A 19,330-nucleotide genomic window follows, 5' to 3' on the forward strand; every position below is an offset into this window, starting at 1 on the left:
CATGTCAGGATTAAAAATAGACTATGAAAAATGTGTTGGTTGTGGACTTTGTGTTAAAAGCTGTACATCAAATGCATTAGAAATCAAAGATAAAAAAGCTTTAGTTAATGAAAAGTGTGTACTCTGCGGAATTTGTGTTGATACTTGTCCTTTTAATGCTATTTCTATTGAAAAGGAGCAAGCCATAGATAATGACCTATCTGAGTATAGTAATATATGGGTATTCGCTGAGCAACATATGGGTAAGGTTTTACCAGTTGCATATGAATTATTAAGCAAAGGAAAGGAGCTTTCTAGGAAAAAAGACTGTAAGCTTGCAGCAATATTATTTGGAAAAGATATGAAATCAGAGGCTGAGAAACTAATAGCTCAGGGGGCAGATAAGGTTTTTCTTTGTGAAGATGGCCGTCTAAAGCACAATCTTGATGAAATTTATGTAGAGCTGTTTGATATGCTTATTAAAAAGCATAAACCAGAAATTTTTCTATTTGGAGCAACAGGCTTTGGACGTTCTGTTGCACCAAGAATTGCAGCTAGAATACGAACAGGATTAACAGCAGATTGTACAGTTTTAGAGATTGACAAGGACACAGGCTTGTTAAAGCAAACTAGACCAGCATTTGGAGGAAATCTGATGGCCACAATTATTTGTCCAAATCATAGACCACAGATGGCTACAGTTCGTCCAGGTATAATGCCTATTCAAGAGCCTGACCCTTCACGAAGTGGTGAAATTATTAATGTTTCTTTAAATGAGAACAAAAATTCTAATATAGATATAGTTGAAGAAATTTTAGCTGAAAAAGCAGAAACAATTGCAGATGCAAAAATAATTGTATCTGCAGGACGTGGAATTGGTTCACAGAAGAATTTAGCTCTAGTTAATAGATTAGCAGAATCAATTGGTGGGAATGTAGGTGTTAGTCGTCCATTAGTAGATATGGGATGGAGCGAGTATAAACACCAAATAGGACAGACCGGCTTTACAGTAGCCCCCGATTTGCTTATTACTTTTGGCATATCCGGTGCTATTCAGCATCTTGCAGGTATTAGCGGTGCAAAAAAAATCATAGCAGTCAACTCTGACCCAGATGCACCAATATTTTCAATAGCTCATTACAAAATAGTTGGTGATTGTGTAGAAATTATTAAGAAATTAATTACTATTCTAGAAAAATAAGATTATAGTGCTGTTTATCTATATAAATCAGTTCTTTTCTTAAGTTATTTTATTGTAGGTCATTTCCCCAAGAAAAATCTGACCAAAACTTAGGGACTTGATGTCCCTAAGTTTTGATTTAGAGAATCACATTATTACAATATAAAATATGTAATTTCCTTATATTACATTCCATTATTGGTATTAAAATCAATTACTATTTAGCTTTCTAAATTTCTGAATATTTATAAAGATTAACAATTTTAGGTTTAATAAATTTTAGCGTTATATATCTATAACTGAATTAAAAATCTTATTAAGAGGGTGTTTAAATGGAAGCTATAAAGTTTGATATGACTCAAACACTTTTTATTGCAGTGCTATTGTTGATTTTTGGTAATTACATAAGGAGTAAAGTTCCTTTTTTAATAAAATACTGTATTCCTGGTCCTGTAGTTGGAGGATTAATATTTGCAGTATTGGCACTTATATTAAAGCAAACTGGAATTATTACATTTAGTTTTGATACTACCTTGCAAAAATTCTTTATGAATTTATTTTTTACAGCCACTGGATTTGGGGCAAGTATGGCTCTTTTAAAAAAAGGTGGAAAAATGGTTGTGATTTTCTTGATTTTAGCTGCAGCTTTAGCATTTTTACAAAATACCGTTGCAGTATTATTAGCGGGAATTTTACATGTAAACCCAATGATAGCTTTGATGACAGGTTCTATTCCTTTGACAGGGGGACATGGTAATGCAGCTGCCTTTGCACCAATAGCAGAAGAAATGGGTTATCAAGGTGCTGTTACTGTTGCTGTTGCTGCGGCAACATTTGGATTGGTGGCTGGTTCAATTATGGGTGGCCCTATTGCAAACAATCTAATACAAAAAAAAGGACTTTTTAATATCAAATTACAAGAGAGCTATCAAGAAAAAGAATCTAGTGACCAAGGAAAGCTTCAAGGGTATGGTTTTGATTCCAAAAAATTATCCAAAGGGTTCTATTTAATTTTTATTGGTTTAGGTATAGGTTCTATTTTTCATATTATATTTAAAATTCTGTTACCAAGTGTTACGCTGCCTATCCATGTAATGGGAATGCTAGGCGGTGTCATAATGAGGATTGTAATGGATATAAAGAAAATTGAGGTTCCTGATAAAGAAATAGATACAATTGGAGGTGTAAGCTTAGGAGTTTTTGTTTCAATGGCAGTATATACAATGAGATTATGGGAGCTTGCGGAATTGGCATTACCCCTAATTATACTTCTATTTACCCAATTAATTTTAATCTTCTTATTTGTACGTTTTATTACTTTTAACGTTATGGGTAGGGACTATAATGCTGCAGTAATTACAGCTGGCCACGTTGGCTTTGGCTTAGGAGCAGTACCTGTGTCTATGGCAAATATGACAACATTAAGTGAAAAATATGCATATTCAAAAATTGCATTTTTTGTAGTACCAATTATTGGTGGACTATTTAGTAACTTCACCAATGCTGCTATTATTACATTCTTTATGAATTTAGCAGGATAACGTTATCAAAAATTTTTCAATTTATAATTTTTAATGTATCATAGGATTTGATATATATATGAGAAGGTTATATGTAATTGAAGAGAAATAATTGAAGAAAAACTTAAGAATTTAAGAACTGAAAAGAATCATACATATTTAAAAACTACTGAGTACTCAGTAGTTTTTTAAATAATACATAAATTTTACATTTCAATAATACACATAAAAGTGTGTATGTTGTATAAGTTATAAATAGATGTTCATCATATTTTAGGACTTTAATAATTGAACATGCACTATTCCTCAGGCTCATCCCAATTGTGATACACGTTTTGAACATCATCACAGTCCTCAAGAAGGTCTATAAGTCTTCTCATTTTCTTGATTTGATCTTCATCAGTAAGACTGGTCATAGTTTGTGGTAGATATCTAAGCTCTGCCATTGAAAACTCATAGCCGGCCTTACTAAGTTCATTTCTTACAGCTGCAAAGTCAGCTACTTCAGTATAAATCTCAAAATGTGTTTCCTCAGCAGTAAAATCCTCTGCCCCTGCTTCAAGGGCCTCCATCATCATTTCTTCTTCGTCCATTTCATCGGTTCTATCTATTACAAGAACGCCTTTACGATCAAACATAAAGGATACACATCCGTTGGCTCCAAGATTTCCATCACATTTTGAAAAATAACTTCTAACATCGGCTGCTGCTCTATTTTTATTATCAGTTAGTATTTCAACTAATACTGCAATTCCACCTGGACCATAGCCTTCGTAGGTGAACTCTTCAAAGATAACACCTTCAAGCTCTCCTGCACCTTTTTTTATTGCTCTATCAATATTATCATTTGGCATATTTTCAGCCTTTGCCTTTTCTATGGCTGTCTGAAGTGATGCATTATATTCTGGATCGGATCCACCTTCCCTTGCAGCAACCATTATATATCTTCCAAGCTTTGTGAATATTTTTGCCTTCTTGGCATCCTGTTTGTTTTTCCTATTTACTATAGTACCTATTCTACCCATATTTACCTCCTATATTAAATTTACTTGAGTTTTTATAGTATATACAGTAATAAAACTAATCATATTTAGGTGGCGATGGGGGCATCTCCCTTTTATGTTGTGTGTTTTTATGAAGTCTCTCAATTATTTTTCTATGCTCCTGTGGTATTTCCTTACCTTCCAGTAAATCATCAATCATATTATAGGTAGTTCCCATTTCATTTTCATCGGTTTGACCTTCCCAAAGTCCAGCTGAAGGTGGTCTATCTAATACTGCTTGAGGTACACCAAGATGTCTTGCCCACTCATAGACTTCTCTTTTAGATAAATTTGCTATTGGAATAATATCTACTCCACCATCTCCATATTTAGTAAAATATCCAGTGTAAAGCTCCGCAGCATTATCTGTTCCTACAACTAAATAATTCAATGAATTTGCCACAGTATATAATGTACTCATTCTAATTCTTGCTCTTAAATTTGCATCGGCTAATTTTTTGTTTTTATTATTATATTTATATTTTATAAGTTCATTAGATACCTTGTTTAGTAAATTATCTTGCTCATCTGACAAATCTATAACAATATGTTTTAATCCAGCAGCTTTAGCAACTTCAACAGCATCCTTCTTATCATTTTCATTACTTTTACAAGGCATTATAACCCCCATAGAATTTTCAGGAAATGCTTTTTTAATAAGAAAACCAACAACTGATGAATCAATCCCTCCAGAAAGTCCTACGACCAATCCATTTGTTCCAGACTCCTCAACTTTTTTTCTTAACCAATTAATCACATAATTGATTTTTTCATCTTTTGTCCTACCCATTTTACCACCTCATATTTTTAAAAATATTATACAATTTTTAGTAAAACCCAAAGTATCCATGGAGTAAAGTTTCTATTTAAATTGGATGTCTATAATAAATTATTATAACATAATTCATAAACTATTCCATAAAAAAGTATAAATCTCTCTTTATATCATATTATTATCAAATTTGATTTTGTTATTTGCCAAATCATATTCCTACAATTTCCATAATATAAGCTCTGCCATATGGCAGAGCTTATATTACCCTTTACACAAACATAATCATTTTCATAGCTGCCTTAGCTTCAGCACTGGGAGCTACAGGCAAAGCTGCCTCTTTAACAAATCCAAATATAGTTACTAGTACAGTTTCTGTTACATTTGAATATGTTAAATTAACATCCCTGTAAACTACTCCATAAGCACTTGAATCATTTACTTTCTTTCCTTCTTTACTTAAAATAGTTCCAGCCTTGAGTATTCTTTTACCATTTTCTATAGGTACATCTGAGGCTTTCACCTTTACAGTAGTATTTTGAAATAGTTCTTCAGCTAATTCCAATATTGTTTTTTCCTTACCAAATATAGTTGTTGACCTTTCATAACTCATTAATAATTCCCCCTATTTTTAAAAATTTATTTTGGTTTTCTGTAGCTTTTAAAGCTTTTACTCTTTCTTTATCTCCTCTTTCACCTAAACTCATTTCTCCAATAGCTTTTGTCTCCAACAATACCTAAATCACATTCTCTTATGTTTCTAGTACCTCTTGTAGTCTCCTTATCAAGTCAATATCCATCACTTTCTTTTAATTTTTTCTCAAAGCTATTTTACTTTATTTTTAAATATTCTAATAATCCCATATTCATTTACCTCCTATCTTTTATTACATAAAAAAACATCCTAATTAGGACGTTAATCAATCTTGTTCATTTGGAATATACTAAGCTGTTTTAAATTTCATTATATTTTTTTAGCTTCTTCAATAATTAAATTAATTTCATTATCTTTTGTTCCTTCTAGCTCATGGATTATATTATTGTCCTGAATATCTAATAGTATCAACTTTTCTTTATTTATAAACTTATGTTAATCCCTATAAATTTGATTTGGTTTCTTAGAATATTCTTCATCTATATCTAGGTAGTCATTCGACTTTATATTAGACAACTTATCTTTAATATTTGTCTTTATTATACCACTTTTATCCTTTTACATGTCAGATATAACAGTATTTATTGTATTATTTTCTCCTTAAATCCAATTTCTTAATTATATACTTATTTTATCCATAGATTTAGATGTTTGGGAACATAATCATTAAGGTATCAAATTGCATAATTACCTTCTCAAAAAACTACCCACTACATGTTGTTTTGAAATCTTCTAACCATTTTAACTGCTATACAAATGATAAGACTAGGTTCCTTTAAGAAATTTCATATAATAATTATTATATTGATTGCTCTTAATCTAATTTTAATGATATTTCTGCCCTCTATCTTGAGTAATTTATTTCTAAAAATACTACATATGTAAAATAGTCTTAAAGATAGGAAAAATTGGTGATATAATGAAACTAAATAGGACTAATCAATCGGTATTCTTAATCTAGTATTAGAACTGACAGGGGACGGTTCTTTGTCATGCTAAGTCTTAATAGACTAAATTCGGGTGGGACACGGTACCTTTTATTTCTTATCATTTAACATATGCAAAACTTCATTATCCCTTTAGTAAATTTAAAGGTTTTTTTGCTGAAACAAATAGATATTTAGGATTCTCTTGAGAACTCTCTCTTACTCTTATTATCATAATAACCTTGAAAAGATTTCCATAAATGTTTTCGACGAAAATCTGGCCATAAAATTGGTAACGAACATAGTAAAGCATTCGAAGACTGCCAAAGAAGAAAATTACTTATTCTATTCTCATTTCCAGTCCTAATCAGGATATCCAAATCTGGCTGATTTGCCGTAAATAAACTAGAACTAAATACCTGATTATCAATATCATTGATATCCATAGTCCCTTCTTTTAATTGCTTAGCAATATCCCTCGCCGCAGCAATAATTTCAGTTCTACCACTATAATTTAATGCTACATTAAAAACTATATTCGAATTATTAAGTGTTTCAACTTGGGTTAGTTTTATCTCTTTTTTCAGTTCTTCTGATAATCCATCAAGAAGACCAATATGATTGACTCGAATCCCTTTTTTTATAGCTTCTTGACGCCATTCTCTAAAAAACCTAACAAATAATTTCATTAAAAAGTTTACTTCATCTTTAGATCTTTTCCAATTTTCAGTAGAAAATGCAAACATTGTAACAAACTTAACGCCCACTTCCGCACATGCATAAGTAATATCTTTAGCAACTCTCATACCAATCTCATGACCTGCTGTACGTGGTAATCCACGTTTTTTACCCCATCGCCCATTTCCATCACAAATTATTCCAACGTGTTTTGGAGGATTAGATAAAATTTCTTTTGGAATTTTGGTTTCGAAAATGACCATATTTAACCATCTCCTTTGAGTTTGGAAAGTACCGGATACCGTCGGCCATTGTACTTTCTTCTATAATTGTTCCATCTTCAAACTTTGTAGGGTGTTTATCATTCATATTTGATTTGGCCACAAGCTCAAGGGTATCTCTTTTGTATTAAAGACCTAAAGGAAGGACAAACTAACATCAATGTTAAAATATCAACATTAGAAAAAGTCAAGATAACCTTAGTAAAAAAATAACAACTTTAGAAAAAGGTCAACAATCCATCAAAAATCTTGTCTTAAATGTTGAAGCTAAAAACGCTGAAAGACACCAGACGTGCCGAAAGTGAGGACATCAAAAGAATTCTGGCTGTCTACTTTGAAGAATACACCCATAAACTGAAGAATGATTTAGTAGAGCCAAATAAGGCTTACTAAGGTGTTTGCTCATAATGAACAACCCATTAGGGATTTAGCATATTAACCTTTCCGGTCAAAACGTCTATCTTATCTGACAGATAATTACTCACATTTACAAAATCTTTCATAATCCGATTGTTTTGGTTTGCTACATAGATAAGCAAGACAATAATAACAAGTAATAGAATACAAATAATTACAAATTGCTTTTTGTTCATAATAAGTTTTGCCTCCTTCGCAAAATATAAATTCACCCTACAGTGCATTTTTTCCCCTACTACCTTTTCAAAAATATTATCTTCGGCAGATATATAGAATAATTTACCATAAACAGCCTACGAAATCAACCAACACATTAATGAAGGTACCGGGTACCACCCGAATCCAATCTTGTCGAAAAAAGAATAAAAGGTTAAAGTTATGATTTATTTAATAGGTATTATCATCCTCATACATATCTCCCTTTATTTCTATTATTACATCCTCACATATATTCAGTATTCCACCAGGGGTAGATGCTCCACCCAATACTACTGTGATTTTATAATCTCCATCGGGGGTATGTACCGGTATGTAATGAACTCTACTTTTTACTACACTTTCAGGATTTACCGGAAGCTCAAATCTTCCATTGGACCCTTCCATTTCTATTATTTCACTTGGGGTGTATATAAAGGAATGAATACTAAAATATTTAAACTTATTCATCTGCTTCTTTTTCTAAAGCCGTAGTATAGTATAATGCATCTAATTTATATAATAAGTTACGCTTAAAATAAGCAAATTAAAAATATGATTATAAAAAATCGCATTAAAATTAAGTTATATCATAGGTTATATATTTTTAACTCACTGCAACATAATTGTTATTGTGCTGCACTAAGAAAGAGTTGTTTTAAAAAACAATATTTTTGAATGAGACAATATATAGAAATTAATCTAACACTTCCTATAAAAAAAAGAGCCTCTATATTTGGCTCTTGGTTATATGGCTATATGGATACAGATTTTTGGGTATCATTAATGCTTTTTTTTTCTATTTTTATCTCTAGGCCTGCTCCATCTAAATATCTTATGAAGTTTACTAGAGATGGAGAATTGCCCAACTTTTCCATCCTTGAAATCATCTGTTGAGTCATCCCAGATATTTCTGCTATTTCAGGCTGAGTTACACCAAGTTCTTTTCTCAACTTTTTTGCCTGCCTTATTAGTTCAGCCTCTTTTTTTACTGCATCATATGCTTCTGCAAATTTAGGATCAGCTTTCTTCATCTGATTAATTTCCTCTTTAACATTCACTTTAACAAATGGCATTGTATTCAACTCCTCTACACAAATTTTTTACCTAGTTGTTTTCCTAACTCTTTTGCTCTTCTAATTGCTTTATTAAGTTCAAATTGTTCAGCTTTTCCTTTTTGTTTTTTGCAAGCATGTAAAATATAAAAATTATCCTCATCTGCTATAACATACATCATTCTATCCTTGTAATTAAATTTAATTTCCCATAACTTCTTTTTAAGTTGCCTAGTATCTAACTCATCTAATAACGTCAAACCTTCTTCTTCGAGGGCCTCCATGATTTCATATCCTTGTGCTCGTTCTCTTAATGGTAATTCATCTAAATATTTGGTTATTAAATCTTTTCCTCCTCTTGTCGTGTATCTATATACATTCATAGTATTCTCCTGGTGCTATATTATATACATCAAATCTGGTGTTTGTTAACTTAATTATACACCATATTCGATGTATTTTAAAGACCTAAAATACCCGAATGATATTGACCGGGTACCACTCGAATCTTGTCGAAAAAAGAATAAAAAGTTAAAGTTATGATTTATTTAATAGGTATTATCATCCTCATACATATCTCCCTTTATCTTTATTGTTACATCCTCACATATATTCAGTATTCCACCGGGGGTAGATGCTCCACCCAATACTACTGTTATTTTATAGTCTCCATCGGGGGTATGTACCGGTATGTAATGAACCTTGCTTTTTACTACACTTTCCGGATTTACTGGAAGCTCAAATCTTCCATTGGACCCTTCCATTTCTATTATTTCACTTGGGGTGTATAAATAGGCCCTTTGTATATTCTTTATTTGGCTCTGCTTATCATAATTTGATACTATATCAGCCTTCGCCTTTACTTCTATACCATAGCCAGATTTTATAAAGCCCTGATCCTTGTTTCTCCAGTCAACCTCCACCTTAACATTTCTAAGCTTTGCATAAAATCTAACTGTATAGCCATCAACAATGGTTACTGTTTCGCACTTTCTATTTTCTCCAGAGCCACTGCAACGCTCCTCGGTATGGGTCCAGGTTTTTATTCTGTCCCCTGTTTTATAACTTCCCTTGGATCTGTATTCTGTCCATGTAACATATAAAGGACTGCATATTTTCTCCTGCTTTCTTATAGTTCTTGAATTTATAGTTTTTGTATTATTCTTTTCATTAGTTTCCTTAATTTTATTGTTATAATCAACCTTTGCTGTTATTTTAAATCTAGTTTCTACATTTGGAGTTTGAAGTCCAAATGTTACATTTCCTGTTTTACCTGCCGGTATAAAAACCTTATCCCTGGTTATGGTGTTCCCTTCTACATCTAGCTTTAAATTTGTTACTAAATTAGTTGAGCCATTATTTCTAACCGTAACTATAACCGGTGAATAGGAACCTGCCATATATTCCTTATATTTAATATCCACTACCTCAAGGTCGAAGGATTCCTTATCCTTTATTGGTATAAGAATCGATACTTCATTGTCGGCCATTGTACTTTCCTCTATGATTGTTCCATCTGCAAACTTTGCGGGGTGTTTATCATTCATATTTAATTTGGCCACAAGCTCAAAGGTATCTCTTTTGTAGTCTTCGGGGATATTATAATTTAGTCCTCCAATTGACTTCCCTAGAGCAGCCACTTCATTGCCAGCATCAGTAAACATATATTTTAGCTCATTAGGATACTGTAAATAGTAATCTACTGTGACATCATAGGCATCCCGAAGACACATGTTATATACATCGAATTTCAAATCATACATCTCGTCATACTCTATCTCGCTTGTTTCATTTCTAATATCCTTTATAGCTAGATTGTCGGTTTTTGCTTCTACCCAGTATTCGATTATTAGGGGGACAAATACTATGTAGGCTTCAACTTCTGCTATTTCAATCTTTTTCTTTGGGGGAATACTAAAGGTTTGATATAAAACTTGTCCATTGTAGTCATGCCAACCTATAAAACTACCTTGCGTATAGTCTGTTTGTGGTGATTGGATTCTAAAATAATTAATAAGTTTTTCCCCTGTCCAGCTATTTTTCCCCGCCCAATCTAGTTTATTAAGCCAAGCTATAGCTTCTTCTCTAAGAGATTTTTTGTAGTTATATTCAGACATTTGAGGTCTTTTCCTATTCTCTACATTCGCATACCAGGGCTCATATATCCAATCTTTTTCCCAAACCTCAAGTTCTATATTAACATCAGGAGGAAAAGCTTCATTTGTAAAAGTCTCACCGTTGAGGTCATAACCTAAATATCTTGGAATAGCTCCTTTATCGTCTTTAGAAACTTTTTCATTGTATTTATTTTTATAATCATTGTTAGATACATTTTCATGAGTTCCATATACCGCAAGACCCTTGCTTTCAAGTATATTCATATTTAATTTATAACCCTTTGGGTTTTCTTTTGGAACTGGAAGCTCTGACGCTTCACTTGATGTTGGTTGAAGCTTCCTAATAGCTTCTAAATCTGTTTTGGTCTTAGGATTGGGATTGTTAGGGTCTTGCCCCAATAGTATGTATATATCCTTATCAGTATAATCAGATACTTTTAAAGGCTTAACTTGGGGAGTAAGTTCTGCGTTGTATTTAAGCTTAACAACTCCATCGGTTAAATATTTTTCATTCACTTCAATTTTATCGCTTCCATGGTTATAGTAGTTCTTTATAAAATCATCTTTAGTCTGGGAAAACTTATTTGTTTCTCTTGTGAAGTTTTCTGTAGAAAACATAAAGCCTAAATTATAGGAGTAAGCTATTACATTTAAAATTTTATCAATAGTTTCCTGCTCCTCAAACTTCTTAAGGTCTATTTTCTGTTCTATATCAATTTTTTTCCCTAGTTCTCCATTGATCCAATTTCCATCTTGATCTTTATATATTAAAATTCCTTTTTGTTCTAATCTATAGTGGGTCACATAAGCTACAAGGTCTTTATCTTCTGCATTTGCTGTCATTGGAAATACCAAAGATGATATTAGAATAAGTATTATTAAAATCTTTGATATGGCTTTATTCATTAGCTTTGCCCCCTATGTAAATACTCACTGCACTTTCACCTTTTGCACATGCAAAACTTCTACCATCATATATAAATTCTTCCGCTTTTTCTCCTGTTGGTTTTTCATTATCTATTACATTACTTACATAGGCATAAACAGTTTCAAATTTCGTTGGGTAGTAAACTTTAAGCATATCTTTAAGAACTGAATAATCTTTATCATAGAATCTAGGAAACACCGTTATCAAGCTGTTTTTATGATAATTGCTATGAGAAACAATAGCACCTATAGAATCTAAATCTTCCTCTCCATCAATGCCATAAAAAACTACTTTATTCTCTACATAATTGTTAGAAGATGTTTTTACAATCTCTTTCAACTCCTCATCATCAAGCTCTGCAATCATTTCTTCAACATTCTTCGGTACTTCTACTTGTTCTTCTTTGCTTTTCGTATCAATAGTAACTGTCCTTGTTTCTCCATTCCACCCTACAGTAGCCCCTAGTGCTTCAGAAACAAAGCGTAACGGAACAAAAGTCCTATCGAAGTATATTTGTGCTTTCGTATCAAATTTAACTGTTTCTGAATTAACTATAGCTTCCATAGCCCCAATTGCTAATTCAATATGCTTTTGATCTTGATCTATAATTACCGTTCTTGTTTCTCCGTTCCAGTCAACCTTTGCTCCTAAAGCTTCTGCTATGAATCTTACTGGTACAACTGTCCTGTTTTGTTTATTTATAAAGGGTTTAGCATCCTTGAATTTAATTTTAACTCCATCAACCTCTACATCTACGGTATTATCAAAGTTTTCATCAACCTTTATAAGTTTTCCTTCTTCGTCAAATTTGTAATTACCTTCTGCAAATACATTTAAGCTTAATACTAAAACCAAAACTAATGATAAAATAATTATCTTTTTCATTTTAACATCCTCCCAGATTTTGTTTTAAAATACAAATATAAACATATTATAACAAATATAGTTCGTGAATTAATTTTAAATTCCTTCATTTTTTGTAAATAAATTCACTTTCTTATAATAAATAGACTCTCGGAATAAAAATTATTTAAATATTCTTATGTTGCAAATATTATTTATAGTTTTATTTCTATTTTACCAAAGCTAAAAACCATCGAATGAATGTCAAATAATATAGTATACTATAAATAAGATAAATCTTTTATTATAAGACAACTTTGTCACAAAAAGAAAGCAGGTAGTGGATCTACCTGCTTTCTTTCACTTTACCGCATTAATTAGTGCTGCAATTGCTGTTATTAGTGCTGAAAAAGCTACAATTAATTCAACTATATATTTTCTTCTTTCGTTAGAAGACATTACTTTGTCATTAGTCTGAGGGTAGAAAAAACTACCCTCTTTTTACTCTGGAAAAAAGTTGGGAACCGATAGATATCGTTCACCATAACTAGGAATAATCACTACTATCTTCTTCCCTTTTCCTAATTCTTTAGCCTTTTCAATAGCTGTGTAAACTGCTGCTCCAGAAGAAATTCCAACTAAAATTCCCTCTTCCAATGCTATTCTTCTTGCCATTTCAAGGGCATCTTCATCCTTTACTTTAAAAACTTCATCTATTATGTCAACATTTAGTATTTCAGGTACAAACCCTGCTCCAATTCCTTGTATTTTATGGGGTCCAGGTTTATTGCCTGATAATACTGCTGAAGCTTCAGGCTCAACTGCAACAATCTTAGCTTTATTCAATTTGCTTTTTATAACTTCTGAAACCCCTGTAATTGTTCCTCCTGTGCCTACACCTGCAATGAACATATCAAGATCATTGTCCATTTGATCTAGAATTTCCAAAGCTGTACTTTTTCTATGGGCCTCTGGATTGGCTTTATTTAAAAACTGTTGTGGCATAAAATAGGACGGGTTTTCTTTAACTAATTCTTCTGCCTTTTCAATGGCTCCTTTCATTCCCTTTGCACCATCAGTTAAAATCACCTTGGCTCCAAATGCCTTTAAAAGCTTTCTCCTTTCTATACTCATGGTATCGGGCATAACCAATATAACATTATAACCCTTTGCTGCCCCTATCATGGCAAGACCGATTCCAGTGTTTCCACTTGTAGGCTCTACTATCGTTCCTCCTTTTTCTAATCTATTGTCCTTTTCAGCGGCTTCAATCATACTAAGGGCAATTCTATCCTTGATACTGCTTCCTGGATTGTAAAACTCTAACTTTAAATAAATGTCTGCTCCATTTTCAGGCTTGAGCTTATTGAGTTTAACCATAGGTGTATTTCCTATTAATTCAGTAATATTATTAGCAATTTTCATATTTTCCTCCTTAATTCATAGTATTCTTATCGGTTTTTATGGTTTTATTTTATTGTATTTTATCTTTGATGTCAATAGATTATAAAAAAATCATATGAACCCTATATATAGTTTATAATTATTGATCATTATTAATGTATCTAATTTTAGTTAAAGGGTTAAATTAATATAGAAAAGCTATTTATATAGATTTACTTAAATCTCTATAATACTATTATCATAGGAAGGTAATAATGAAAAAAAATATTATTAAAGTTGGCCTTTTAGGAGTATTCACTGGATTTGTAAATGGTTTATTTGGATCTGGCGGAGGTACCTTATTGGTGCCCGGCATGATATTCCTATTAAAAATTGAAGAGCATAAATCCCATGCTACAGCTATTTCCATAATTCTACCATTGACAATTATTAGTACTTATGTATATTTCAGGTCTGGAATAATCTCCTATGGTATAACATTTAAAGTTGCAATTGGAGGAGTATTAGGTGGCTATGTAGGGGCCAAATTTTTAAACAAAATCCCAAGCTCTATTTTGAGAAAAATATTTGCTATATTTATGATAATAGCAGCCTTTAGGATGGTGTTTTAATGCTTTTTTCTATAATAGGCTTTTTTTCGGGAATTATAAGCGGTATGGGAATAGGTGGCGGAACAATACTTATTCCTGCATTGATATTATTTACAGATTTGAGTCAGCAACAAGCCCAAAGTGTCAATCTCTTTACCTTTATTCCAATAGCCTTAGTTGCTGTTATAACCCATATTAGGAATAAAAATATAGAAAAAAGTGTCTGGATACCTTTAACTCTAACGGGAATTAGCGGTGCTTTTTTTGGTGCCAAATTAGCTATGAAACTTCCCTCTAATTTATTGAGAAAGGTCTTTGGAATTTTTCTATTTGCTATGGGCATATATCAATTTTTTTACAAAGAAAAAAGACCACATAAATAATGTGATCTTTTTTTCTATTCGCCTAAAGCCACCAATACACAATCATAGTAAACAAATTTCAGATTTTTTTCTTCAGCTAGATCAATTGTTTCTCCATCGAAGGACCCAGGTTGAAACCATACATATTCTATTCCACTGTCGGCAATTTCTTCAATTATTGGATTTGTTCTCTTTGGAGAAACGACCATATTTACACAATCGGGTTTAACGGGTAAGTCTTTAATGCTTTTATATAACTTTTCTCCTTCAATCTCCTCATATACTGGATTTACTCCATATACTTCATATCCCTTTTCTTTAAGCTTTTTAAATATTTTATATCCAAACTTAGATTCCTTAGGATTAGCTCCAACAACGGCCCAAACCTTTTTATCCAACATTTCCTTTTTAATTTTTTCTATATCATCCATGGGCTTCTCTCCTTTTTTAGTTATTAAATTAATATCTTATTCTGGATTATACCCATTTAAAAATTAAAATATCAGACATTTTATGCATCAATAACCTTTCCATCAAGAATAGTAAGATAAACCTCATCTTTTTCTTGAATATCAGCTTTCCCACTGCTTATGTCAGTTATTTTACTAACAAGCCTATGGCTTTCATGGGGTTTGCAATAAACGTATATATTAACTTTATCATCATAAATCGTATCTTTAATTATATATTCTCCATTAATTAATTCATTTTGAATTTTACCATGTAAAGTATAGTCTATTCTGATTAAATATTGATTATTTATGACCTTTTCAACTACCTTAGCTTCTTTAATTGCTAATTTGGCAGCACTGGTATATGCTCTTACTAAACCACCGGTTCCCAGCTTAATTCCACCATAATATCTTGTAACAACTATTACAACATTCTTAATTTCTTCTTTCTTAAGCATTTCTAAAATAGGAACACCTGCAGTTCCCGAGGGTTCACCATCATCACTATATCGTTGAATTTCATTATTATCACCAACTAAATAAACTGGCACATTATGAGTCGCATTCCAGTGCTTCTTTTTCACTTCTTCAATAAATTGAACAGCTTCTTCTTCTGATGTTACAGGCTTAGCATATCCAATAAATTTTGATTTGTTAATTATTTCCTCTGCCTCTCCATATTCAAGTACCGTTTTGTAATCTTTAGTCATATAATCACCTGCCAATTTAAAAATTTATTTTAATTTATATTTAATTTAATTTTATCAAATACTATATAAAAGCAATATACAGGAGGTTGATTAATTTGCATATTATTTATCATTGTGTTACAGGATGTCATTCTTCATCTACTGCTGCTGCTATTCATTTAGGTTTATTACCAGAAGAATATAAACCAAGTTATCATGATTTAGTAAATGTTCCCTTTTATGATGAATTAGAAGAAAAGGATCGTGGAAAAATAATCCTTAGAGGTACAGACAAAAAAGGTAATAAAGTTTATACCCTTAGTAGAAAATATATACCTCATCTTATTTTACCATTGGTTTTAGATACTTGGAATGTTTTAAATCAAGCTGAAAAAGATTTAATACTGATAAATACACAGCCATGTGTCAATGGTTCTATGAAATTTGGAGGATATCTATCCCGTAAATTAAAAATGATCAAAACAGGAAGACCTATAGTTGCTAAGGGCACATTATACACCTATAAAAACATAGCTAATATAGTTAAAAACACAAAAAAACAACTAAGTTAATCTTTTATTTTCTAAGCTTTATATTTATATTTTTTATAGTTTCTAAACAAGCTCTTTTTACATAGTCCTTTTCAAAACTTTTATTAACAATTTCATTAAGAATCTTTAAAGAGTTTTCATTGCCAATATCTTTTAAGGCCTTAGCAGCATATTGCCTTACTTGAGGCTTATGATCCCCTAGGGCCTTATGCAGAATTGATATAGCCTCTTCATTTCCTATTTTACCAAGGGCAGAGCACACCATTCTTCTAACATTACCATTTTTATGTAAAATATCCTTACCAATTAAGCCTATCAGACTATCTTCCTTTAGCTCTCCCACAAGCCAAATCAGTGAAGCTTTATCCTCTGGATTTTGTATACACTTATAACTCTTTTTTACTTCTTCAATTAACATATTAATTTTCTCGTCAGATGACTTCTTCATAAATTTTAAGCGCTCTTCCTTAGATAATTCCAATATCCTATCTAATAATTTTTTTTCATTTTTAGCTAATTTAATACTCCTGAGCTTTATTTTAGCCTCAATAATGTCTTTTTCTATCTTTTCCTCTGGACAATTTCTAATCTTACTTATCACTTCTATTGTTTTACCTTCTTTATATAGTAAATAAGTTATTATACAATCATCATACTTGTCTACATTATTCCATGATATTTTCAAAAAGCCCATGGTATTTATCACCCTTTTTTTGTATCTAAACTAATCTTCAATTATATATTGTTTATACCTATTGAAGTCAGCTTCATTTAATTCGGCCTCAAGATAAGTTCCATCACCTTGATACTTAATATTATAAATATTGGTTTTTTCATGCAAATAGGAATATATATCCCCCTTTTCATATGGAATAAGCATCTTGCATTTCTTCATATCTTTAAATATATGATTTTGTATAGATTGTATAAGCTTTTCAATACCGTATCCAGTTATAGCAGATGTGAAAATTACATCCTTAAATTTAGGAATTATATCTTTTATTCCCTTATCAAATTTATTAAAGGCATAAATCATTGGTTTATTGGATATCCCTAATTCTCTTAAAACTTCATTTGTAACTTTAATTTGCATTTCATAGTTTTTATTTGATGAGTCTACAACATGAATTAAAGTATCAGCTTCTATAACTTCTTCAAGGGTAGATTTAAAAGCCTTAACAAGGTGATGAGGTAATTTGCTCACAAAGCCAACAGTATCGGTTAAAATAAACTCCTTTTTATCCTGTAAAACTATTCTTCTATGGAATGTATCAAGGGTTGCAAATAATAAATCTTCAGAATAAACCTTCTTATCATCTGAATTATTCCCACTTAAATCTAATAATTTATTCATAAGGGTAGATTTACCTGCATTGGTATAGCCAACTAAAGAAACAACAGGTACTTTACTTTTGTTTCTTTTGGATCTTTGAACCTCCCTAGTCCTTTTAACTTCACTGATCTGCTTCTTTATATCACTGATTCTATCAAGAATTCTCCTTCTATCCAGCTCAAGCTTTTGTTCACCAGGGCCCCTTGTACCAATTCCTGCTCCAGTTCTAGATAAGGATTTTCCAAGTCCAACTAATCTTGGCAGTCTGTATCTTAGCTGCGCTATTTCCACCTGAAGTTTTGCTTCCCTAGTTTTAGCCCTTCGTGCAAATATATCAAGTATTAATGCAGTTCTATCTATAATAGTAACTTCTAAAATTTCCTCAAGATTTCTAATTTGTGAAGCAGACAATTCATCATTAAATATAACTGTATTGGCATCAAAGGCCACGCACATCATTTTTATTTCTTCAGCTTTACCTTTACCAATAAAATATGCAGGGTCTATTTTTGACTTGTTTTGTATTACTGCATCAATTACTTCAGCACCGGCAGCTCTAGTCAGTTCCTTAAGTTCTTCTATAGATTCTTCAATTGGGATATCATCTTTTTTGCCTAAATCTATTCCAACCAATATTACTTTTTGCTCAATTTCCTGAATAATTTCATTTTCATCATTAAATAACATCATTTCACCATTCCCATTTATATTTTATTATAAGTAAATCAAGGATAATATTACCATATGAGTTTTCCTCAATATATATTATAAACATACTCTTCATTGAAGGTCTAAAAATTTTTAAAATGTCTTTTCATTTTCCAAATTTAATAATGAATTTCTATTTTATGAATATTTGGTACTAATTCCCTAATATATTTTATCCATAATGTATTATAATAATAGTAAGAGGGGATATTTTACCACATGTGTAATTAATTTACACTGAGCGATTTTATTTGTTTCTAGGAGGTGATAACCATGGGGCTTAAAGCTTCTTTATACAGCAAAAAATGCCAAGCTTATTTCCTATGGAAAGGAGGTTAATTTAAATGTCAATTATATCCATTGAAACTCTAGCTATTGGTATTTTGCTTAGTTGTATTACACTGTATGTGGTAAAATATATAGACGTAATTGCAGTCAGCATACTTAAAAACAAAAAATTATCAAAAACATTGATATCAATTGACATTCTAATATTCATTATTACCTCATTACTTATAATCGACTGGATTTTTTGCAAGCTTCAACAGATAAACACTTTATTGAAACTACAATAGAAGAATACTCTAATAGCAAATCTCTTATATATTCCCCTCTCTTTTTCATACGTCATCTTATTAAAAGATACAATATC

The 19,330-nt window shown here is 31.4% G+C and carries 22 protein-coding genes; 5 read left to right on the top strand and 17 right to left on the bottom strand.

Annotation, left to right across the window (positions count from 1 at the left end; translation table 11 throughout):
* The first annotated feature begins 1 nt into the window (after position 1).
* The gene (locus tag B5X81_RS11775) at positions 2 to 1,180 is read left to right on the top strand and encodes an electron transfer flavoprotein subunit alpha (RefSeq protein WP_079491956.1); all 1,179 of its coding nucleotides are present in this window, start codon (positions 2 to 4) and stop codon (positions 1,178 to 1,180) included.
* A 311-nt stretch (positions 1,181 to 1,491) separates the two neighbouring features.
* Entirely contained in the window at positions 1,492 to 2,700 is a 1,209-nt protein-coding gene (gltS, locus tag B5X81_RS11780) for a sodium/glutamate symporter (RefSeq protein ID WP_079491957.1), read from the top strand.
* A gap of 278 nt (positions 2,701 to 2,978) precedes the next feature.
* Here the strand turns inward: gltS and B5X81_RS11785 are convergent, their stop codons facing one another.
* From B5X81_RS11785 to cysK, 12 genes are all read right to left on the bottom strand, one after another.
* Entirely contained in the window at positions 2,979 to 3,704 is a 726-nt protein-coding gene (locus B5X81_RS11785; RefSeq protein ID WP_079491959.1) for a YebC/PmpR family DNA-binding transcriptional regulator, read from the bottom strand.
* Positions 3,705 to 3,759: 55 nt separating this feature from the next.
* On the bottom strand, positions 3,760 to 4,512 hold the full coding sequence (nadE, locus tag B5X81_RS11790; protein ID WP_079491960.1) for an NAD(+) synthase: 753 nt from the start codon (positions 4,510 to 4,512) through the stop codon (positions 3,760 to 3,762).
* Positions 4,513 to 4,765: 253 nt separating this feature from the next.
* Positions 4,766 to 5,107, bottom strand: coding sequence for a hypothetical protein (locus B5X81_RS11795; protein ID WP_079491962.1), 342 nt, complete (start codon positions 5,105 to 5,107; stop codon positions 4,766 to 4,768).
* On the bottom strand, positions 5,097 to 5,225 hold the full coding sequence (locus tag B5X81_RS28435; protein ID WP_280175268.1) for a hypothetical protein: 129 nt from the start codon (positions 5,223 to 5,225) through the stop codon (positions 5,097 to 5,099). The genes B5X81_RS11795 and B5X81_RS28435 overlap by 11 nt, the downstream gene beginning before the upstream one ends.
* A gap of 1,044 nt (positions 5,226 to 6,269) precedes the next feature.
* The gene (gene uppS, locus B5X81_RS11800; RefSeq protein ID WP_079491963.1) at positions 6,270 to 7,016 is read right to left on the bottom strand and encodes a polyprenyl diphosphate synthase; all 747 of its coding nucleotides are present in this window, start codon (positions 7,014 to 7,016) and stop codon (positions 6,270 to 6,272) included.
* A complete protein-coding gene (locus B5X81_RS27825; RefSeq protein ID WP_208985044.1) occupies positions 6,973 to 7,122 on the bottom strand; it encodes a hypothetical protein in 150 nt (49 codons plus the stop codon). Before B5X81_RS27825 ends, uppS begins: the two co-directional genes overlap by 44 nt.
* Positions 7,123 to 7,838: 716 nt before the next feature.
* Complete coding sequence (locus B5X81_RS11805; RefSeq protein WP_079491965.1) at positions 7,839 to 8,117, bottom strand: hypothetical protein; 279 nt, start codon at positions 8,115 to 8,117, stop codon at positions 7,839 to 7,841.
* Between the two features lie 284 nt (positions 8,118 to 8,401).
* Positions 8,402 to 8,722, bottom strand: coding sequence for a helix-turn-helix domain-containing protein (locus B5X81_RS11810; protein WP_079491966.1), 321 nt, complete (start codon positions 8,720 to 8,722; stop codon positions 8,402 to 8,404).
* A gap of 14 nt (positions 8,723 to 8,736) precedes the next feature.
* Entirely contained in the window at positions 8,737 to 9,084 is a 348-nt protein-coding gene (locus tag B5X81_RS11815; protein ID WP_079491968.1) for a type II toxin-antitoxin system RelE/ParE family toxin, read from the bottom strand.
* Positions 9,085 to 9,249: 165 nt separating this feature from the next.
* Entirely contained in the window at positions 9,250 to 11,724 is a 2,475-nt protein-coding gene (locus B5X81_RS11820; protein ID WP_079491969.1) for an Athe_2463 domain-containing protein, read from the bottom strand.
* Entirely contained in the window at positions 11,717 to 12,631 is a 915-nt protein-coding gene (locus tag B5X81_RS11825; protein WP_079491971.1) for a copper amine oxidase N-terminal domain-containing protein, read from the bottom strand. The genes B5X81_RS11820 and B5X81_RS11825 overlap by 8 nt, the downstream gene beginning before the upstream one ends.
* A gap of 459 nt (positions 12,632 to 13,090) precedes the next feature.
* Positions 13,091 to 14,014 carry a cysteine synthase A gene (gene cysK / locus B5X81_RS11830; protein WP_079491972.1) on the bottom strand — a complete coding sequence of 308 codons (924 nt, stop codon included), beginning with the start codon at positions 14,012 to 14,014 and terminating at the stop codon, positions 13,091 to 13,093.
* A gap of 233 nt (positions 14,015 to 14,247) precedes the next feature.
* On the opposite strand from cysK, the gene B5X81_RS11835 reads away from it, so the two are divergent.
* The gene (locus tag B5X81_RS11835; protein WP_079491974.1) at positions 14,248 to 14,604 is read left to right on the top strand and encodes a sulfite exporter TauE/SafE family protein; all 357 of its coding nucleotides are present in this window, start codon (positions 14,248 to 14,250) and stop codon (positions 14,602 to 14,604) included.
* Entirely contained in the window at positions 14,604 to 14,966 is a 363-nt protein-coding gene (locus B5X81_RS11840) for a sulfite exporter TauE/SafE family protein (protein WP_079491975.1), read from the top strand. Before B5X81_RS11835 ends, B5X81_RS11840 begins: the two co-directional genes overlap by 1 nt.
* 14 nt (positions 14,967 to 14,980) lie before the next feature.
* On the opposite strand, the gene B5X81_RS11845 is transcribed toward B5X81_RS11840, so the two are convergent.
* Both B5X81_RS11845 and B5X81_RS11850 read right to left on the bottom strand, forming a co-directional pair.
* Positions 14,981 to 15,376, bottom strand: a complete 396-nt coding sequence (locus B5X81_RS11845; RefSeq protein ID WP_079491977.1) for a CoA-binding protein — start codon at positions 15,374 to 15,376, stop codon at positions 14,981 to 14,983.
* 80 nt (positions 15,377 to 15,456) lie between these two features.
* Entirely contained in the window at positions 15,457 to 16,107 is a 651-nt protein-coding gene (locus B5X81_RS11850) for a YigZ family protein (protein ID WP_079491978.1), read from the bottom strand.
* A gap of 95 nt (positions 16,108 to 16,202) precedes the next feature.
* Here B5X81_RS11850 and B5X81_RS11855 point away from each other — a divergent pair, with 95 nt between their 5' ends.
* Positions 16,203 to 16,658 (top strand): DUF3189 family protein, encoded by a 456-nt coding sequence (locus tag B5X81_RS11855; protein WP_079491980.1) that lies wholly within the window; start codon positions 16,203 to 16,205, stop codon positions 16,656 to 16,658.
* A gap of 4 nt (positions 16,659 to 16,662) precedes the next feature.
* Here B5X81_RS11855 and B5X81_RS11860 read toward each other — a convergent pair whose 3' ends face one another.
* The 3 genes from B5X81_RS11860 to B5X81_RS27435 form a co-directional block, all read right to left on the bottom strand.
* Positions 16,663 to 17,331, bottom strand: a complete 669-nt coding sequence (locus B5X81_RS11860; protein WP_079491981.1) for a HEAT repeat domain-containing protein — start codon at positions 17,329 to 17,331, stop codon at positions 16,663 to 16,665.
* 30 nt (positions 17,332 to 17,361) lie between these two features.
* Positions 17,362 to 18,660 (bottom strand): GTPase HflX, encoded by a 1,299-nt coding sequence (gene hflX, locus B5X81_RS11865; protein ID WP_208985045.1) that lies wholly within the window; start codon positions 18,658 to 18,660, stop codon positions 17,362 to 17,364.
* 358 nt (positions 18,661 to 19,018) lie between these two features.
* Positions 19,019 to 19,177: a hypothetical protein gene (locus B5X81_RS27435; RefSeq protein WP_170917391.1), complete on the bottom strand. Its 159-nt coding sequence runs from the start codon at positions 19,175 to 19,177 to the stop codon at positions 19,019 to 19,021.
* Positions 19,178 to 19,330 lie beyond the last annotated feature (153 nt).

Origin of the sequence: Maledivibacter halophilus (assembly GCF_900167445.1) — a bacterium.
GTDB classification, from domain to species: domain Bacteria; phylum Bacillota; class Clostridia; order Peptostreptococcales; family Caminicellaceae; genus Maledivibacter; species Maledivibacter halophilus.

What these genes read in the sequence shown, in the direction of transcription:
- B5X81_RS11775 (WP_079491956.1), top strand. Translation starts at nt 2, where the DNA reads ATGTCAGGATTAAAAATAGACTATGAAAAATGTGTTGGTTGTGGACTT.
- gltS (WP_079491957.1), top strand. Translation starts at nt 1,492, where the DNA reads ATGGAAGCTATAAAGTTTGATATGACTCAAACACTTTTTATTGCAGTG.
- B5X81_RS11785 (WP_079491959.1), bottom strand. Translation starts at nt 3,704, where the DNA reads ATGGGTAGAATAGGTACTATAGTAAATAGGAAAAACAAACAGGATGCC.
- nadE (WP_079491960.1), bottom strand. Translation starts at nt 4,512, where the DNA reads ATGGGTAGGACAAAAGATGAAAAAATCAATTATGTGATTAATTGGTTA.
- B5X81_RS11795 (WP_079491962.1), bottom strand. Translation starts at nt 5,107, where the DNA reads ATGAGTTATGAAAGGTCAACAACTATATTTGGTAAGGAAAAAACAATA.
- uppS (WP_079491963.1), bottom strand. Translation starts at nt 7,016, where the DNA reads ATGGTCATTTTCGAAACCAAAATTCCAAAAGAAATTTTATCTAATCCT.
- B5X81_RS27825 (WP_208985044.1), bottom strand. Translation starts at nt 7,122, where the DNA reads ATGAATGATAAACACCCTACAAAGTTTGAAGATGGAACAATTATAGAA.
- B5X81_RS11805 (WP_079491965.1), bottom strand. Translation starts at nt 8,117, where the DNA reads ATGAATAAGTTTAAATATTTTAGTATTCATTCCTTTATATACACCCCA.
- B5X81_RS11810 (WP_079491966.1), bottom strand. Translation starts at nt 8,722, where the DNA reads ATGCCATTTGTTAAAGTGAATGTTAAAGAGGAAATTAATCAGATGAAG.
- B5X81_RS11815 (WP_079491968.1), bottom strand. Translation starts at nt 9,084, where the DNA reads ATGAATGTATATAGATACACGACAAGAGGAGGAAAAGATTTAATAACC.
- B5X81_RS11820 (WP_079491969.1), bottom strand. Translation starts at nt 11,724, where the DNA reads ATGAATAAAGCCATATCAAAGATTTTAATAATACTTATTCTAATATCA.
- B5X81_RS11825 (WP_079491971.1), bottom strand. Translation starts at nt 12,631, where the DNA reads ATGAAAAAGATAATTATTTTATCATTAGTTTTGGTTTTAGTATTAAGC.
- cysK (WP_079491972.1), bottom strand. Translation starts at nt 14,014, where the DNA reads ATGAAAATTGCTAATAATATTACTGAATTAATAGGAAATACACCTATG.
- B5X81_RS11835 (WP_079491974.1), top strand. Translation starts at nt 14,248, where the DNA reads ATGAAAAAAAATATTATTAAAGTTGGCCTTTTAGGAGTATTCACTGGA.
- B5X81_RS11840 (WP_079491975.1), top strand. Translation starts at nt 14,604, where the DNA reads ATGCTTTTTTCTATAATAGGCTTTTTTTCGGGAATTATAAGCGGTATG.
- B5X81_RS11845 (WP_079491977.1), bottom strand. Translation starts at nt 15,376, where the DNA reads ATGGATGATATAGAAAAAATTAAAAAGGAAATGTTGGATAAAAAGGTT.
- B5X81_RS11850 (WP_079491978.1), bottom strand. Translation starts at nt 16,107, where the DNA reads ATGACTAAAGATTACAAAACGGTACTTGAATATGGAGAGGCAGAGGAA.
- B5X81_RS11860 (WP_079491981.1), bottom strand. Translation starts at nt 17,331, where the DNA reads ATGGGCTTTTTGAAAATATCATGGAATAATGTAGACAAGTATGATGAT.
- hflX (WP_208985045.1), bottom strand. Translation starts at nt 18,660, where the DNA reads ATGATGTTATTTAATGATGAAAATGAAATTATTCAGGAAATTGAGCAA.
- B5X81_RS27435 (WP_170917391.1), bottom strand. Translation starts at nt 19,177, where the DNA reads ATGAATATTAGAATGTCAATTGATATCAATGTTTTTGATAATTTTTTG.